Below are 15628 nucleotides of genomic sequence, written 5' to 3' on the forward strand. Positions count from 1 at the left end.
GAGTGGTATTATACTTTACGACACTGTTTATATAGCATGATCTTCTGTTTATCGTACGTATACTCGAGGCCTCCTTTCGAGCGGAAATTTCCGTTCGTATCGGTTGGGCGATTATATCACTTCGAAAACAGACTCGTGTGAACCGGGGCGAAGTCGCTGGTCTCGTCGGCCGCCGGTGCCGTATCGGTGATCGCACGGCCCTCGAGTCCGGTCTCGAGCAGGTCCGAGAGCGGCGGGCCGACGGTTTCGGGCTCGACGAGGAACGCGTCGTGGCCGTGATCGGACTCGATCACGTGGTGTGCGACGTCGACGCTCGCGTCGCGACAGGCCTCGGCCAGCGCTTCGGCCTGTTCGACGGTGAAGTGCCAGTCGCCGGTAAACGAGAGCACGAGGAGTTCTCCCTCGAAAGCCGCGAGCGCGTCGGCGTCGGACTCGTACCCCGCCGAGAGGTCGAAGTCGTCCATCGCGCGGGTCATGTAGAGGTAGCTGTTGGCGTCGAACCGGTCGGTGAACTTGTCGGCCTGGTAGTCCAGATAGGACTCGACCTCCCGGTAGGGGAAGAAGGCGGCCGCGGAGTCCGGCGGGTCCCCGCGGACCGCTTCCCGACCCGCCGAGCGGCGGCCGAACTTCCGCCCCATCGATGCCTTCGAGAGGTACATGATGTGGCCGATCTGGCGGGCTCGAGCGAGGCCGTCCCGGGGTTCCGGGCCGCCGTAGTAGTGGCCGCCGTTCCAGTTGGGATCGCTGGTGATCGCTCGGCGGGCAACGGTATCGAGCGCGAGACACTGCGGGTCGAGCCGAGCGGCGGTGGCGACCGCGCCGGCGCGTTCGACGTCGTCGGGGAACCGGCGGAGCCAGTCGAGGACGTTCATCCCGCCGACGCTGCCGCCGACGACGGCGTGGAGCCGGCCGACGCCGAGGGTGTCGAGTAGCTCCCGCTGAGCGCGGGTCCAGTCGCCGACCGTGACCGGGGGGAAGTCGGTGCCGTAGGGCTCGCCCGTCTCCGGGTTCTCGCTGGCAGGGCCGGTCGTCCCGTAACACGACCCGGGTGCGTTCGCACAGACCACGTAGTACTCGCTCGTGTCGATCGCCTTCCCGGGACCGACGACGTCGCCCCACCAGGCGCGGGCCTGTCCCGCCGTCTCGCCGCCCGCGTCCGGTCGCCGGGCGACGTGGGCGCTGCCGGTCAGCGCGTGACAGACGAGGACCGCGTTATCGCCGGTGAAATCGCCGTAGGTCTCGTAGGCGACCTCGAGGTTCGGGATCGATTCCCCCGACTCGAACTGAAACTCCCCCAGATCGACCGTCTCCTTCGTCGTCACGCTGTCTCACCCGTCCCTCCACTGGCCCGCGTCGCCGTCTCGATCGCCTGCTCGAGGTCGGCCAAGATGTCCTCGGGATCCTCGATCCCGACCGACATCCGGATCAGATCGGCCGTCACGCCCGCTTCTTCGCGCTCTTCCGGCGAGAGTTGACCGTGGGTCGTGCTTGCCGGGTGAATGACGAGCGTCTTCGCGTCGCCGATGTTCGCGAGGAACTGGGCGAGGTCGACGCTTTCGCAGAACGTCTTTCCAGCTTCGAACCCTTCCTCGAGCCCGAACGCGACCATGCCGCCGAAGTCCGCGAGATACCGCGTGGCGTTGTCGTGAGTGGGGTGGTCCGCGAGTCCGGGATGCGTGACCCAGGCCACGTCCTCGTGGTCGTCGAGGTACTCCGCGACGATGGCGGCGTTCTCGCAGTGCTTTTCGACGCGCAGGGGCATCGACTCGAGCCCCTGGAGGGTCTGCCAGGCGTCGAACGGCGACTGCTGGTTGCCGAGACTGCGCAGCGAGCGGAATCTGGCCGTGGCCGCGAACGGTGCGTCCGAAAAGTCCCGCGAGAAGTCGACGTCGTGGTAGGCGTGATTCTGCCCCGCGATCTCGTCGTAGCCGTGCTCACCCCAGGGGAACGAGCCGCCGTCGACCAGCACGCCGCCGACCGTGGTGCCGGAGCCGTGGAGCCACTTGGTCGTCGACTCCCAGACGACGTCGGCCCCGTGCTCGAGCGGTCGACACAGCGCCGGCGTCGCGAAGGTGTTGTCCACGACGAGCGGGACGCCGTTGTCGTGGGCGATCTCGGCGACGCGCTCGAAGTCGGGCGTCACCAGCGACGGGTTGCCGATCGTCTCGACGTGGACGAAGGCGGTGTCCTCGTCGATGGCCTCCTCGTAGGCGTCGTACTCGAGCGTGGGGACGAATTTCGGTTCGATATCCCTGCGGGTCGCCGTCTTCGAGAAGTAGGCCGTCGTCCCGCCGTAGGTGTCGGTCGAACAGACGACGGTGTCGCCCGCCTCGGCGAGGATCAACACCGCGGAATCCAATGCGGCCATGCCGCTACCGGTCGCGACCGCGCCGGCACCGCCCTCGAGGTCGGCGAGGCGGTCCTCGAGCGTCGTGACGGTCGGGTTGGCGATGCGAGAGTAGATGTAGCCGTCGTCCTCGAGGGCGTAGCGGGCGGCGGCCGTATCGGCGTCCTCGAAGACGTAGGAGGTCGTCTGGTAGATCGGCGGTGCCATCGCGCCAGTCTCCGGATCGGGAGACTGGCCGGCGTGGACGCTGCGCGTGCCGAGTCCGCGCCCGCCGACCTCGGCGTCGGAGTCGGCACCGTGCTCGTCGCTCGCGTCGTCGCTCATGTTTAGTATGCATACTACTCCACGTTCATATGCGTGGCAGTAACGGCAAAAACCGCAGACTAGAGAATGTCACGCATTGGTCGATCGTGGACTGATCGGGGCTACTCGCGTCTGTCCACCGAAGCCACGCGCTTCGAGTACTCGAGTCGGTGAGTTGCGATGACGAGAGCGACCGTTTCCATCGGCTCGAGCCGATCGGTTCCGCCGGGCGCTTCGCTTGCAGGCTCAAACGCTTTCCCTAGCCGGCCGCCCTATCGAGACATGCAGACGGTCTTCCACCTCATCGCCGACGAACCGGCACAACAACAGACCGCGCTCACGATCGCAGAAAATCTCACGAAAGACGACTCCGTCGAGATCGACGACATCGCCATCGTCGCACAGGCCGACGGGATCGAGCCGCTGACGGCCGGTGGGGAGGGCAGCGACACGGTCGAATCGCTCCTCGAGACGGGCATCTCGGTCAAGGCCTGTGGCAACACGCTCGATCTCAAAGACCTCGCGGAATCGGATCTCGTCGAGGGCGTCGAAACAGTTCCCTCCGGCGGCGGCGAACTCACCCGACTGCAGAGCGAGGGCTACGCCTACATCCGTCCGTAGGTTCGGCCGCTCTCATCGTCCCACCGAGCCCCTTCTCCCGCATGACAGGGCCGACGAGGATCTCTCTCAGGCGGGTACTGGCTCGCCTCGAGACGGACGGCTTCATACTCACGGAGCGCCAAGCCCCCGTCGTGCACTCGAGTGATCGCGACCGGGCCGTGCTTGCCGCTCTCGTCTTCGCGGTGTTGTTCTCGCAGGTGCTGCTCTATCCGGGCGTGGCGACGCTGGTGGCGGCGCTGGGTGCGGACGCGACGGGTTCGGCGTTCGCGGCGACACCGCTTGATGCAAGCATGTGGTTTCTGGTCGCCGAGTTCGCCGCCTACGTCACGTTCGTCGGCGTCTGGGGCGTCGCGAGCGATGCGACCGGCCGCCGGACGCCGTTCATCGTCGCCAGCGCCGTCGCCGGTGCCGTCGGCTACGCCGCGCTCGCCGCCGTGCCCGCGGTGGGTTCGATCCCTTTCGAGGGCGTGCTCCTCCTGCGGGTCTTTCAGGGCGCGATGACCATCGGCGCGTTCTCCCTGACGATGACTATGCTGATGGACCTCGAGGGCGGCCACGGTCGGAACATGGGCGCGGCGGGGATCGCCATCGGACTCGGTGCCGCCCTCGGCGCGCCGATCGGCGGCCAGCTAACGGAGGTCGACCCGCTTGCACCGCTGCTCGTCGCCGCCGGCTTACTCGTCTTCGTTGGCATCGCCGTCTCGCTCGTCGAGGACCGCACGCCAGACGAACGCCGGTCCGCTCGCGTGCTCGTCGACGGGATCCGCCGGCGGCCGACGCTGTCGATTCCGTTCGCCTTCGGCTTCGTCGATCGGCTCACGGCCGGTTTCTTCGCGCTCGTGGGGACCCTCTACTTCCAGGAGGCGTTCGGGCTCGACGCCGGAACGACCGGGCTCATGCTGGCGTGCTTTTTCGCGCCCTTCGCCCTCCTGCAGTATCCGATGGGTACCCTCTCGGATCGGATCGGCCGCACGATCCCGATCGTCGTCGGTTCGCTGTGTTACGGCGGTGGGATCCTCCTCGTCGGGGCCTCGCCATCGGTCGCAACCGCCGCGATCGCGATGGTCGGCGTCGGCGTCCTCGGCGCGCTCGTGGCCCCCGCGACGATGGCGCTTGTCACCGACCTCGCAGACGAGAGCGAACGCGGGATCGCCATGGCCGGATTCAATCTCGCCGGCAGCCTCGGCTTCCTCGGCGGCTTCCTCCTCGGCGGCACCGTCGCCAGCAGCTACGGCTACGGCACCGCCTTTCTCGTCGTCGGCGGCCTCGAGATCGCGATCGCCGTCGTCACGGTGCCACTGTTTTTGCGACTCCCGCTCGAGGCGACCGATCGCGTTCGCTCGAGCGACCGCGGCGACGCCTGACACCGGTCACGTTATCGGACAGTCAGCGAATATACTCTCCCCTATGTTGCGGTATGTATTCACATAACATTGTAACGAGAGAAGGTATCAATTTTTATGCGGTCAGACCCAATCCCCGATGATGGCACGAGACAACCCAGTTTCGCGGCGGACAGCACTGAAGCTCACGGGCGCGGCCGCATCGACGGCGCTCGTCGCCGGCTGTAGCGGTGGTAACGGAGACGGTAACGGCAACGGCAACGGTAACGGAGACAGTGAGGGCCCGTATTCGATCGAGTCCGGAACGACCATCGAACTCAAATCGCTGGCTCAGTCCTGGGAAGGCGTCGCGCCGTCTTCGATCGAAGGCGTGGAGAACCCCGACCTTAGCCTCACCGAGGGCGAGACCTACACGATCGAGTGGGTAGAGAACGAGGGTGGTTCGCACAACCTCGCAATCTACGACGACAGCCAGTCGGCAGTCGCGGGACCGACCGAACAGGTCAGCGACAGCGAACCCGGCCTGAGCGTGGAATTCGACGCGTCGAGCGATACCGTCGAGTACGTCTGTGAGCCCCACTACTCCGCCGGAATGGCGGGCAGTATCGAGCTCGAATAACGGCTTCTAGTCTCGAATTGACCGCAACGGTCGATACCGCACTGACCGCTGTAATTGCCGGTCACTTTCTGACGTTTTTTCTCCGGTGGGACACGATAGCCACACAGGAGCCGGTAGCGAACATTGACGGAGCTGATGCCGTCCTCGGTCGTCCCGATGCAGCATCAAAAGTACCATTCCACCGCGTTGCTCTGTCAACTTCGATACGTTACCGGGTGTGGCCACTACGTTTCCAGCCGAATGAGCACCTTTTAGTATGGCTGACATATTCTCATATTCATGGAAAACGACAAATACCGGACGCGTCGCAGACTACTCCGAGTCGGCGGACTGACAGCAGTGACTGGCGTCCTCGCGGGTTGTCTAGACGGAAGTACGACCGACGATCCCGGCAGCTCGACCAACGACAGCGATGGCGACAAAACCGGGACTGGAGACGATACTGATGGAGAGAACGGGTCGGCAGCGGACGGTTCTGACGGTGATTCGGCGTCGGACGGGGACGGTTCTGACGGTGATTCGGCGTCGGACGGTTCCGCCGACGCCGACGACTCCGATTCGGATACCAACGCCGAGGACGGAGAGACCGAACCGACCGATACCAATCGCAAATTCGAGATCGAACCAGGAGCCGAGGTCCTATTCAGCGGAGAAACCGTCGAATGGGTCGGCCTCGAGCCGTCGCGAATCGAGGGAATCTCGAACCCGACGCTCGTTCTCGAGGCGGGCGAGGAGTACACGATCGGCTGGACCGAGAACAACGGATCCATGCACAACATCGAGATCTGGAACGACGACGAGGAGGTCGTTAATGGACTCGAAACCGAACTAGTCACCGATCCCGGTGAGGAGCAGAAGATGACGGTTACCGCCAGCGAGGAGATGACTCTCTATGTCTGTCACCCTCACAACAACGCCGGAATGCGGGGAAGCATCGAGGTCCGAACCGGCGAGTGATGCCGGCGTCGGTCGGGCATCAAAAGTACCATACCACCTCGCGACTCAGTAATCCGTATCAGGTGATTTCCGTGAGCAAGAAACGCGAATATAAGGACGACTATCCGGACAAAACGCTGTACATCCCGGGCCCGACCGAGGTACGCGAGGACGTCCTCGAGGCGATGTGCCAGCCGATGTTCGGCCACCGAATGGATCGAATGACCGACCTCTACACCACCGTCGTCGAGGACACGAAGGAGTTCCTCGGCACCGACAACGAGGTCATCATCCTCACGGGGTCGGGGACCGAGTTCATGGAGAGTTCGCTCCTCAACCTCGTCGACGAGAACGTCCTCTGTACGACCTGCGGGAGCTTCAGCGAGCGACAGGCTAACGTGGCCGAGCGACTGGGGAAGTCCGTCGACACGCTCGAGTATGAGTGGGGCCAGGCGGTCAAACCCGAGGACGTCCGCGAGGCCCTCGAGGAGAGCGAGACTGAGTACGACGCCGTCACCTGCGTCATGAACGAGAGTTCGACCGGCGTCCGCAATCCGATCGAGGAGATCGGCGACGTCGTCGCCGACTATCCGGACACCTACTTTGTCGTCGACGCCGTCTCCGCGCTCGGTGGCGACCTCGTCGATATCGACGAGCACGACATCGACGTCATCTTCACGTCGGTTCAGAAGGCCTTCGCCATGCCGCCGGGGCTCGCCGTCTGCGTCGTCAGCGACGACGCCTACGAACGGGAACTCGAGTCCGAGTCGGCGTCGTGGTACGGCGGCTTCCAGCGCTCGCTGGACTACTACGACCGGAAGGGCCAGACCCACTCGACGCCGGCGATTCCCGTCATGCTCGCGTATCGGAAACAGATGAAGCATATGCTCGAGGAGGGCCACGACGCCCGCGACCAGCGCCACCGGGAAATGGCCGAGTACACGCGCGAGTGGGCCCGCGAGCACTTCGATATGTTCCCCGAGGCGGGGTACGAATCGCAGACGGTGGCCTGTATCGAGAACACGCAGGGGATCGACGTCGCGGAGACGATCGAGGCCGTCGACGAGAAGTACGACATGGTCTTCTCGAACGGCTACGGCTCCCAACTCGGCGAAGAGACGTTCCGCATCGGCCACATGGGCGAACACGACCTCGAGTCGATCGAGGAACTGACCGACGCCATCGAAGACGTCGCCGGGCTGTAGTCGGCGCTCGCGTCGCTGCTCATCCTCGTCACACAGATGGGGGTAACCAATTCTAAATTTAGTACTATCGACCGGTGCTGCGGTGGGGTCTCGCCGCGCTCCGTCCGGTCAATAACTGGCAGCCTACACGGTCAGTGTGTACGCGCTCGCCTGCGAGCGAGCCGCTCGACCGATGCTCACCGGAACAGGCCCAGGAACCACTCGAGGACGGCCGCGATCTGATTCGCGATCCATTCCAGTCCCGAGACGATATTCTCGATAATCGACCCCACGCCACCGGCAACGACGCCACCGCCCCCGTCCGCGCGTTCGTGACCGAGCGCCGTGCGGGCGTCCACGAGTCCGTGTCCCTCCTCGCAGGAGCCCAGCACCGGTTCGGCGGTGTCAGTGAGAATCCGGCGCACCTGCTCAGTGGGACCGGGGGCGTCTTCCTCTCGGGTCTCCCAGACGAGCGCCGCGACGCCGGTGACGAACGGGCAGGCGACGCTCGTCCCGCTGGCCTCCGCGTACTCGTTGTCGACGGTGCTCGAGGTGATGCCCGTTCCCGGTGCCAGCAGGTCGATATTCGAACCGACGCTGCTGTAGGACGCCAGCGTGTCGTCCTCGTCCATCGCGGTCACCGCAATGACGTCCTCGTGGGTCGCCGGATAGGTCATCGTCTCCGCCTCGCACGACCCGTTCCCGCCGTTTCCTTCGTTCCCGGCCGCACAAAGCAGGAGGTGTCCCGCCGAGTGTGCGGCCTCGATCGCCCGGTCCATCGTGGAACTCGCGGCCTCGCCGCCGAGGCTCATCGAGATTAGCTCCACGTCGTTCGACAGACACCAGTCGATCCCGGCGATCAGTTCGCTGTACCGACCGGAGCCGTCGTCGTTGAGCACCTTCACCGCGTATAGATTCGCTCCGGGAGCGACGCCGACGACGCCGAGGTCGTTGTCCGACGCGCCGGCGACTCCGGCGACGTGCGTCCCGTGGCCGTGGCGGTCCTCGTAGTCGCCTGGCGTCCCGTCATCGGTGAAGTTTCGACCGCCCTCGACCGAGAGACTGCAGTGCTGCGATTCGATTCCCGTGTCGAGAATCCCAACGTCGACGCCCGAACCGTCCGGTTCGACGGTATCGGCGCCGATGCGTTCGACGCCCCAAGACGGTCGTTGATCGGGATGACCGAAACAGTCGGATCCCCCGGGGGGATTCAGGATGTCCGACAGGGACGGCGACCAGTTCGACGGGATCCCCGTCTCCTCGTCGTCTTCGACGGACGCCACGCGGCGGTCGCCGCGCAGCTCGTCGAGCCTGTTCGACGGCACCTCCGCGACCACGAACTCGAAGTTGTCGTACTCGAGGACCGTGATTCCGCCGCTGTCATCGATGACGCCGAGGAGTTCGCTGAGGTCCTCGAGCAGCCCCGTTTCGGGGTGGACGAACACCCGCTCGGTGTCGGTATCGGTATTAAATTCCGCAGCCGACGCCGGCGCTCCGAGCAGCCCGGCCGCGGCGCCGGCCCCGATACCGCCGAGTAACCGTCGCCGGCTGAGTTTCATGCGCGGGTCGACGGACAAGGACGGAATAAGTCTTCTGTGTCCGATGACAGTCTGCCGAAGCGATCAGTCGTGCGTCCTCGAGCAACAGTAGAATTGACTGACGAGTGACGGATAGCGGAAACAATCCACCGGTATCGTCGCCGAGTGAGCGGTTCGAAGAACCCGAACAGTGCGCGGTTCGGGGCCCGAAGGGGCGAGAACCGCGGGAATGCGAATGGCGAATGCAATGAGCCGTGAGCAACGCCGTTCACCGCGAGCGAAGCCGTGCGCGGCGCTACGCGCCGCGATCAGTCGAACGGCCGAAGGCCGTGAGACGGCTGAGCGAGCGGGCCGACGATTGACGTGGAGTGACGCGAAGCGTCACGAAACGGAAGGAGGAGTGTCCTCGTGAACGGAGTGAACGAGGGCTCGGAAGACGCTTCGCGTCTTCCGGTGCTTTTAATCGAATTTTTGCCGAGGGCCGCCGAAGGCGGCCCGCAGCGCAAAACTTCGTTTCTATCTTTCTTCGAGGAGAGAATCCTGCCGTTTGCGGCGGGAGTGAATCCGACGATGCCTCCACGAACCACATTTTGACGCTACTCCAGATATTTAAGTGTCATCACGTCGTAACATGACGTACACCGAGGCGGTCTCACCGCCACCCTAAATGCACAATATTGGGGACTCCGAGACCCAGAACGTTCGAGACACCCTCTCGAACCGCTGTGGTGTCTCGGTCAAGATAACTCTGAGTCCCCCTACCGGGATAGGAGTAACGGCGGTGTGGCCCCGCCAGTAGCCCAGTCATGCCGACCGGGTTACAAACCAGCAAATATCCCAAACCAGCGTTGCGGTGCGGACGTGGGAAGCCTCGCCGTCGTCGGGCTCCGCCCGACTGCTTGAGGGAGCTTCGCCCCCTCTCCGTTTACGGCGAGGAGGAGGTCACTGAATATGCCCTTCCTCGCGAAGCTGATCGGCCTCGCTCTTCTCGTAGCGCCAGGTGATGTCGGCCTTCTCGTCCTGCCAGTCCCAGGGTTCGACGAGCACGACGTCGTCCTCGCGGATCCAGACGCGCTTTTGCATTTTTCCGGGGATGCGCGCGGTGCGCTCGGTGCCGTCGGCACAGCGTACTGTGACCCGATTCGCCCCGAGCATGTTCGTGACGGTCGCGAAGACCTCGTCATCCTCGGGCATCCGGAGGTTCTTCCGACCGCCGTCTCCGTCGCTCATGACCGTGGATTCGCGTTCGAGTGGTTTAATCCTTTATCGTCCGTCCGAACGCCGGACGCTGACAGCGCGTGACGGACGTGCGAGCGCGGAAACCACGCCGTTTATTTCGCTCGGCTCTGCACCCCTGCGTATGTTGAAAAACCTCGGCGCGCTCGGTATCGCCGGTATCGTGATCTTGCTCGCCGGTATCGGTCTCATCGCCTCCCAGAATCTACTGATCGCTGCGGGGATGGCACTCATCGTTGCTGGCCTCGGCCTGGTCGTCAAGTCCCTGATCTCGGGGATGCTCCAGAACTTCGGGATGTTCTGAGACGGTCTGCTGTCTCTCTATAGTAGCCACTGAAACGATTTACACACTGATCCAATGCACTCGTGCGATTTGGTGTGCATTGACTTTTAGTGGCTACTATAGTATCCCGTCTGAGTCCTCGAGCGAGGACCTGAGCACAGAGGGTCAAGCGCTTTCCGTTCGAATCGCGTATCCCTCGTATGGGATACACGCTCCAGTACTACGATCTCGTGTTGGTCGCCATCGCAGCGAGCCTCGGGACCGGAGCCGTCGTCGGGTACGCGACGCCCGTCCCGCTCACGGCCGCGATCGGCGTGCTCGGACTCGTTTCGATCGCGTTCATCGGTCACGCGCTGTTCGTCAACGGGCCGGTCGACGACGCCGAGGATCTGCGGGAGGAAGTCTCCGTCGAGGAGGTGCCAGAGGTGCTCTCAACGATGAAAACCGGTCCCGAATCGTAACGCGATCGAGCCGGTTCACACTTCGCTGTCGCCGGCTCGGTGCTCGCTGATGAGCTGGTCGACCATCGCCGATTTGCGGTCGCGTTTCCGCGCCTCGGCGCGTTCGTGCCAGTCGTCGATAGCGGCTTCGACGTCGGCCTCGCGGGCGACGGCGAGTTCGTCGACCTCCTGCATGGCCACGTCGTCGGCGGGGCCGACCGGAATCTCGCTCTCGAAGAGGAGTTCGTCGGCGATCTCCGAGAGGCCGCCGTCCTTGAGGACGACGCGAGGATCGAACTCCGCGAGGAGTTCGGCTGTCGACCGGCCCGCGCCGCTGGCGTCCCGGATGTAGACTCAGTACCTCACAAAGCCGGTTAGTTAGAACGTCTGCTTGCTGAAGGTGTGTTCAAGACCCAACAAGCAGACAATGAAATCCACGAAGACGAACTCCTTAACTTTCTCGTCAACCGGCTTGACGAGGAAGTTTCGCTCGGCCTTTCGAAAAACGCTGAAATAGATGCTGAGGTCATCTACGAGGTCCTCGTCGGCGCGTGCGCCGACGGGACCTCGGTCTCTACGTTATGTGGCTCTAGCGAGAACTCACCCGCAGCGAACACGATTCTCTATCATCTGCGGACGAAGTTCGAGCCGGAACGGCTCGAACGAGTGGCTAACACACTCCTTCGGCAGGATGTCGTCGAATTGCTCCCCGAGCAGGTGGAGGTCTGCGCAGACCTCCACCTGCGACCCTACTACGGTGACGAAGCCGACACAGACGGCCTCTACCACTCCGAGGCCAAGCGCGGAACCACCGCCTTCCACGCCTACGCCACACTCTACGCGCGTGTGAAGAACAAACGCTACACGCTGGCGGTGCGCCGTCTCGAAGACGGCGACACCGCCAGCAGCGTCCTCGCTGAGTTCCTCGGCGTCCTCGACGGCCTTGACACCGAAGTCAAGGCCGTCTACCTCGATCGCGGATTCTACGACAGCAAGTGTCTCACGTTACTCCAGACGCACAACTACGCCTACGTTGTCCCGATTATCCGGTGGGGTGAGACGATTCAGCAGGAACTCTCGGAAGGATGGAGTCGCGTCATCAACCACGACCTGACAGGGAAACTCGACGGTCACAGCTGGACCGTCGAGTTTCCGGTCTACATCGACTGTACGTACCTGAACGGACGGTACGACGAGAACGGCGTGGCGCGTCACGGCTACGCCGCTGACGCACCGTTCATTGACACGCCACGCGACGCTCGATACCATTACTCGAAACGCTTCGGTATCGAGTCGAGCTATCGCTTGTCCGAGCAAACGATAGCGACGACAACAACGCGAGACGCGACGGTGAGACTGCTGTACGTCGTAGTAAGTCTGCTGTTGCAGAACGTCTGGCGGTATCTCCACCACGAATACGTGGCGACGCCCCGCCGAGGCGGGCGCCGCCTCTGGTGGTGGCCGTACAAGGAGTTTATCAATATGGTTCGACGGGCTGCGTGGACGGCCCTCGCGGTGCGTCGGGCCGTCCCCGCGAACCGGCCACCAGACGACCGGTTCCACCGGTAGTCACCGACCAGGAACGCCGCCTTGTGAGTGGCTACGCTGTCGCTGTCGGCGGCGGTCAGCCGCCGACGCGACAGCTCCGCCTTCGAACAGCGTTGTTCAACCGCTATCGGCGACTCATCACAACAGAACAGGTGACTCAGGTCAGGTGAACTGGCGATGCTTTGTGAGGTACTGAGACTACGTCGCCGCTCGCGATGCCGTACTGTTCGTCGGCCTCGCGGATCGCGCCCTTCGTGAACTTCTCGACGACCTTCACCGGAACCAGCCCCTCTTTCTTCGCGGAGACGTCGCTGAAGTTCGAGTGGTCGAGCTTCCAGAGGGCCTTCATCCGCTCGACCTTGTTCTCGAGGCTCTCGACGTCCTCGCGGGCGTCGTCGCGCTCGCGCTCGAGGCGGTTCGCCTTCCGCTCGAGGCGGTTCACCTCGCGGTCCTTGCGAACTTGCGTTCGTTCCTCGCGGCGGGCGAGTGTCAGTTTCGACTCGAGTTCGTCGATCCGGTCGTCACGCTCGGCGACGCGGCCCTCGAGGCGTTCGACGTGTGACTGGAGCCGTTCGACCTGGCGCTCCAAGTCCTTGATCCGCCGTTCTTCCTCGGTGAGTTCGCGGGGCTCGTGCTCGTTTTGTTCCTCCTCCTCGCCGCCCTCGTCGTCGGTCAGGTCCCGCAGGGCGGCCTCGACGCTCTCCTCGCCGGCGACGACGCGGGCGGTGACTTCGCCGCGATCGATCCCCGGCGGGAGCTTGTCGGCGATGCGCTCGAACTGGTCCTCGTGAGCGTCGAGGGCGAAGAGCGCGGCGGCCATCGCGTCGCGCTGGTGGTCGTCGTCGTAGGGGTGCTCGCGCGTGCGGTGTTGCTTCTCGTCGACCGGGAGATCGCTCTTGGGCGTCCAGCCCGCGGCGTCGAAGCTTCGGCGGAACTTCTCGACGGTTTCGGGGATCGGCGTCACGTCGGCCGCGACGATGACCGGGCGGCCCCGCTCGACGATCCACTCGATCACGTCGGCGGTGTCGCTGGTGCGGGAACTCCAGACGTCGAGCACCTCACCCTCGAGGCCGACGATGGCGACGGCGGTCGTCGTCCCGGGGTCGATGCCGACGACGACGTGATCGCGGCGCTTGACGAGGGGTTCGAACTCGATGCCGTCGCGGCGCTCGCGCTCGATCTCGACGCGGACGTCCCCCGATCGATTCCGGGAGACGGGGATGTCGCTGGGCCGGGCCTGCACGGTGAAAATCGCGTTCGCGAAGCCGCCGTAGGCCTCCCGAACGTCGCGCTCGTACTCGAGGTTGTACGCCTCGAGTTCGGACTCGACCTCGCGGGCTCGTTTCCTGACCGAGCCGTGGATGCGGCGGGTGTAGCGGTCCTCGCTCCAGCCGCCGCTGCCGGTCGAGCGGCCGCGGGCGACCTTCACTTCGGTCGTGTCGGTGAACGCGGAGACTTCGTGGCCGACGTTGTGGGCGGCCAGCCGGGCGGCGGCTTCGGCCTCCTGCATCGGGTCTTTCCCGTAGGGAACGTTGTGGCGGTTCGCGACGCGGGAGAGGGGCTCGGGCTGTTCGGCACCTGTTACCTGTACGAGCTTGGTTCCGGTCGGCAGCGAGCCGAGGAAGTGGATCAGCTGGTCCTTGTCGGCGGCCAGCTCGTACATGTTGTCCGTCGCGACGATCGCCGGCTCCTCGTCGTCGATCAGCCGTCTGAGCTTGCGGTGGGAGACGACGTCTCGAGTGATCTCCTCCCCATCGTAGACCGCCAGTGCGTACGATGGTGCATCGCCGCGCACGTCACCGCTCTGGATATCGACACCGAAGACGACCGCATCGAGCGCACTCGTTCGCGTACTCACAGCGGGCCATAGGAACGAGACGGCTATAAATCCGACGCGGGTTCGCACTCCGATAGAGTCGGGTGACAGTCGGGAGCAGGGACGCGTTCTCCGGCCGAGTCGCTTATTCACTTGGTGAATGGAACAGCGGATTTTGATAGGTATCCGGTGAACGAAGTGTCCTGCTTTCGTGGCTACACGGAATCGCCACGCCCTCCCCAGCCGATTCGCTCGCTCTGCTCACGGTTCCCTTCAGTCACCGTTCGCTATCCGAGGCGCTCACAGTGTTCGCGCCTCGCACCGCTCGCTCATCCCTCGCGCAGTGTCATCGGCCACCCTCACTGCGTTCGGTTGGCCTCAAGCGCGCGCCACTGCACGCCGGGTGGCTGGTCCGAAGTGATCCGCAGTTCCCCTGTCTCGGACGGTAGCGTCGACTGGCCTACTCGCCGTCGGGATACGGAATCTCGAGCCCCTGTCCGTCGTCGGGAACGAACACGTTCTCGCCGTCGCCCGCGAAGACCTCGCGAGCCTGTTCCTCGTGATCGGCGGTGTGACCGGCGTAGCGCGAGGAGAGGTGCATGAGCGCGAGCCGATCCGCGCCGGCGCGGTTCGCGATTTCTGCGGCCTGACGGGCCGTCGAGTGGGCGGTGTCGGTCGCCCGATCGGCCCGGTCGTCGGCGAAGGTCGCGTCGTGGATCAGCAGGTCGGGGTCGTCCGCGACTTCGATCGTCGCCTGCGCGGGGCGGGTGTCACCGGTGTAGACGATCGATCGACCGGGGCGGGGGTCGCCGACGACCTGTTCGGGGTCGACGACGGTGCCGTTCTCGAGCCGGACGGACTCGCCCTCGTGGAGTCTCGAGAACTTCGGCCCGACGGGAACGCCGAGTTCTTCGGCGCGCTCGCGGTCGAACCGGCCCTTGCGGTCGTCCTCGACGAGCGCGTAGCCGACCGAGCGGGTGTCGTGGTCGGTGTCGAACGCGCGGACCTGGTACTCCTCGGCGCGATAGGGGACGTCGCCGCCGCCGACTTCGTTGATCCGCACCGGAAACGAGGGGCGGTTTCCGAGGGCGTTCACCAGCGATTTGAGCTGGGTACGCGTGCCGCGAGGGGTATGAATCGCCAGCGGTGCTTCGCGGTCGTTGAAGGCCATCGTCTGGAGCAGTCCCGGAATCCCGAGAACGTGGTCGCCGTGGAGGTGCGTGACGAACAGATTCGAGATGGAAAAGCCCGTCCCGAAGCGCATCATCTGGCGCTGGGTTCCCTCGCCGGCGTCGAACAGCAGCCCCTCGCCCTCGCGGGCGACGAAGACGCTGCTCGGGTTCCGCTCCGTCGTCGGAATCGCGCCGGCCGTCCCCAGAAACGTCACGCGCAGTGGCATCGGTACCCCTTCGGC

At 64.5% G+C, this 15628-nt stretch carries 13 protein-coding genes and 2 pseudogenes; 8 read left to right on the top strand and 7 right to left on the bottom strand.

What is annotated here, in order from left to right; translation table 11 throughout:
• Window positions 1–116: 116 nt before the first annotated feature.
• Together metX and CP556_RS07825 are read right to left on the bottom strand one after the other, a co-directional pair.
• Complete coding sequence (metX, locus tag CP556_RS07820; protein ID WP_098725104.1) at window positions 117–1322, bottom strand: homoserine O-acetyltransferase MetX; 1206 nt, start codon at window positions 1320–1322, stop codon at window positions 117–119.
• Complete coding sequence (locus tag CP556_RS07825; RefSeq protein ID WP_098725105.1) at window positions 1319–2671, bottom strand: O-acetylhomoserine aminocarboxypropyltransferase/cysteine synthase family protein; 1353 nt, start codon at window positions 2669–2671, stop codon at window positions 1319–1321. Before CP556_RS07825 ends, metX begins: the two co-directional genes overlap by 4 nt.
• Window positions 2672–2932: 261 nt before the next feature.
• Here CP556_RS07825 and CP556_RS07830 point away from each other — a divergent pair, with 261 nt between their 5' ends.
• The 5 genes from CP556_RS07830 (at window position 2933) to CP556_RS07850 (ending at window position 7374) form a co-directional block, all read left to right on the top strand.
• On the top strand, window positions 2933–3271 hold the full coding sequence (locus CP556_RS07830) for a DsrE family protein (protein ID WP_098725106.1): 339 nt from the start codon (window positions 2933–2935) through the stop codon (window positions 3269–3271).
• 131 nt (window positions 3272–3402) lie between these two features.
• Window positions 3403–4635, top strand: coding sequence for an MFS transporter (locus CP556_RS07835; RefSeq protein WP_098727324.1), 1233 nt, complete (start codon window positions 3403–3405; stop codon window positions 4633–4635).
• A 121-nt stretch (window positions 4636–4756) separates the two neighbouring features.
• Window positions 4757–5233: a plastocyanin/azurin family copper-binding protein gene (locus CP556_RS07840; protein WP_098725107.1), complete on the top strand. Its 477-nt coding sequence runs from the start codon at window positions 4757–4759 to the stop codon at window positions 5231–5233.
• Between the two features lie 279 nt (window positions 5234–5512).
• Window positions 5513–6190, top strand: coding sequence for a plastocyanin/azurin family copper-binding protein (locus tag CP556_RS07845; RefSeq protein WP_098725108.1), 678 nt, complete (start codon window positions 5513–5515; stop codon window positions 6188–6190).
• A 71-nt stretch (window positions 6191–6261) separates the two neighbouring features.
• Window positions 6262–7374, top strand: a complete 1113-nt coding sequence (locus CP556_RS07850) for a pyridoxal-phosphate-dependent aminotransferase family protein (protein WP_098727325.1) — start codon at window positions 6262–6264, stop codon at window positions 7372–7374.
• A gap of 176 nt (window positions 7375–7550) precedes the next feature.
• Here the strand turns inward: CP556_RS07850 and CP556_RS07855 are convergent, their stop codons facing one another.
• The gene (locus tag CP556_RS07855) at window positions 7551–8912 is read right to left on the bottom strand and encodes a S8 family peptidase (RefSeq protein ID WP_098725109.1); all 1362 of its coding nucleotides are present in this window, start codon (window positions 8910–8912) and stop codon (window positions 7551–7553) included.
• 921 nt (window positions 8913–9833) lie between these two features.
• Window positions 9834–10121: a translation initiation factor eIF-1A gene (eif1A, locus tag CP556_RS07860; protein ID WP_098725110.1), complete on the bottom strand. Its 288-nt coding sequence runs from the start codon at window positions 10119–10121 to the stop codon at window positions 9834–9836.
• A gap of 130 nt (window positions 10122–10251) precedes the next feature.
• Between eif1A and CP556_RS07865 the strand changes: the two genes are divergently transcribed.
• A complete protein-coding gene (locus CP556_RS07865) occupies window positions 10252–10431 on the top strand; it encodes a DUF7470 family protein (RefSeq protein WP_098725111.1) in 180 nt (59 codons plus the stop codon).
• Between the two features lie 179 nt (window positions 10432–10610).
• Window positions 10611–10871 (top strand): DUF8015 family protein, encoded by a 261-nt coding sequence (locus CP556_RS07870; RefSeq protein WP_098725112.1) that lies wholly within the window; start codon window positions 10611–10613, stop codon window positions 10869–10871.
• Between the two features lie 15 nt (window positions 10872–10886).
• Here the strand turns inward: CP556_RS07870 and CP556_RS25230 are convergent.
• Window positions 10887–11204 (bottom strand): annotated as a pseudogene (locus tag CP556_RS25230) (DUF460 domain-containing protein); the annotation flags it as partial.
• 48 nt (window positions 11205–11252) lie between these two features.
• Here CP556_RS25230 and CP556_RS07880 point away from each other — a divergent pair.
• Window positions 11253–12419 (top strand): ISH3 family transposase, encoded by a 1167-nt coding sequence (locus CP556_RS07880; protein ID WP_098725114.1) that lies wholly within the window; start codon window positions 11253–11255, stop codon window positions 12417–12419.
• Between the two features lie 175 nt (window positions 12420–12594).
• Here CP556_RS07880 and CP556_RS07885 read toward each other — a convergent pair.
• Together CP556_RS07885 and rnz are read right to left on the bottom strand one after the other, a co-directional pair.
• Window positions 12595–14256, bottom strand: a pseudogene (locus CP556_RS07885) (DUF460 domain-containing protein); the annotation flags it as partial.
• A 418-nt stretch (window positions 14257–14674) separates the two neighbouring features.
• Window positions 14675–15613, bottom strand: a complete 939-nt coding sequence (gene rnz / locus CP556_RS07890) for a ribonuclease Z (RefSeq protein WP_098725115.1) — start codon at window positions 15611–15613, stop codon at window positions 14675–14677.
• Window positions 15614–15628: the final 15 nt, after the last annotated feature.

Origin of the sequence: Natrinema sp. CBA1119 (genome assembly GCF_002572525.1) — an archaeon.
Classification (GTDB): Archaea; Halobacteriota; Halobacteria; order Halobacteriales; family Natrialbaceae; genus Natrinema.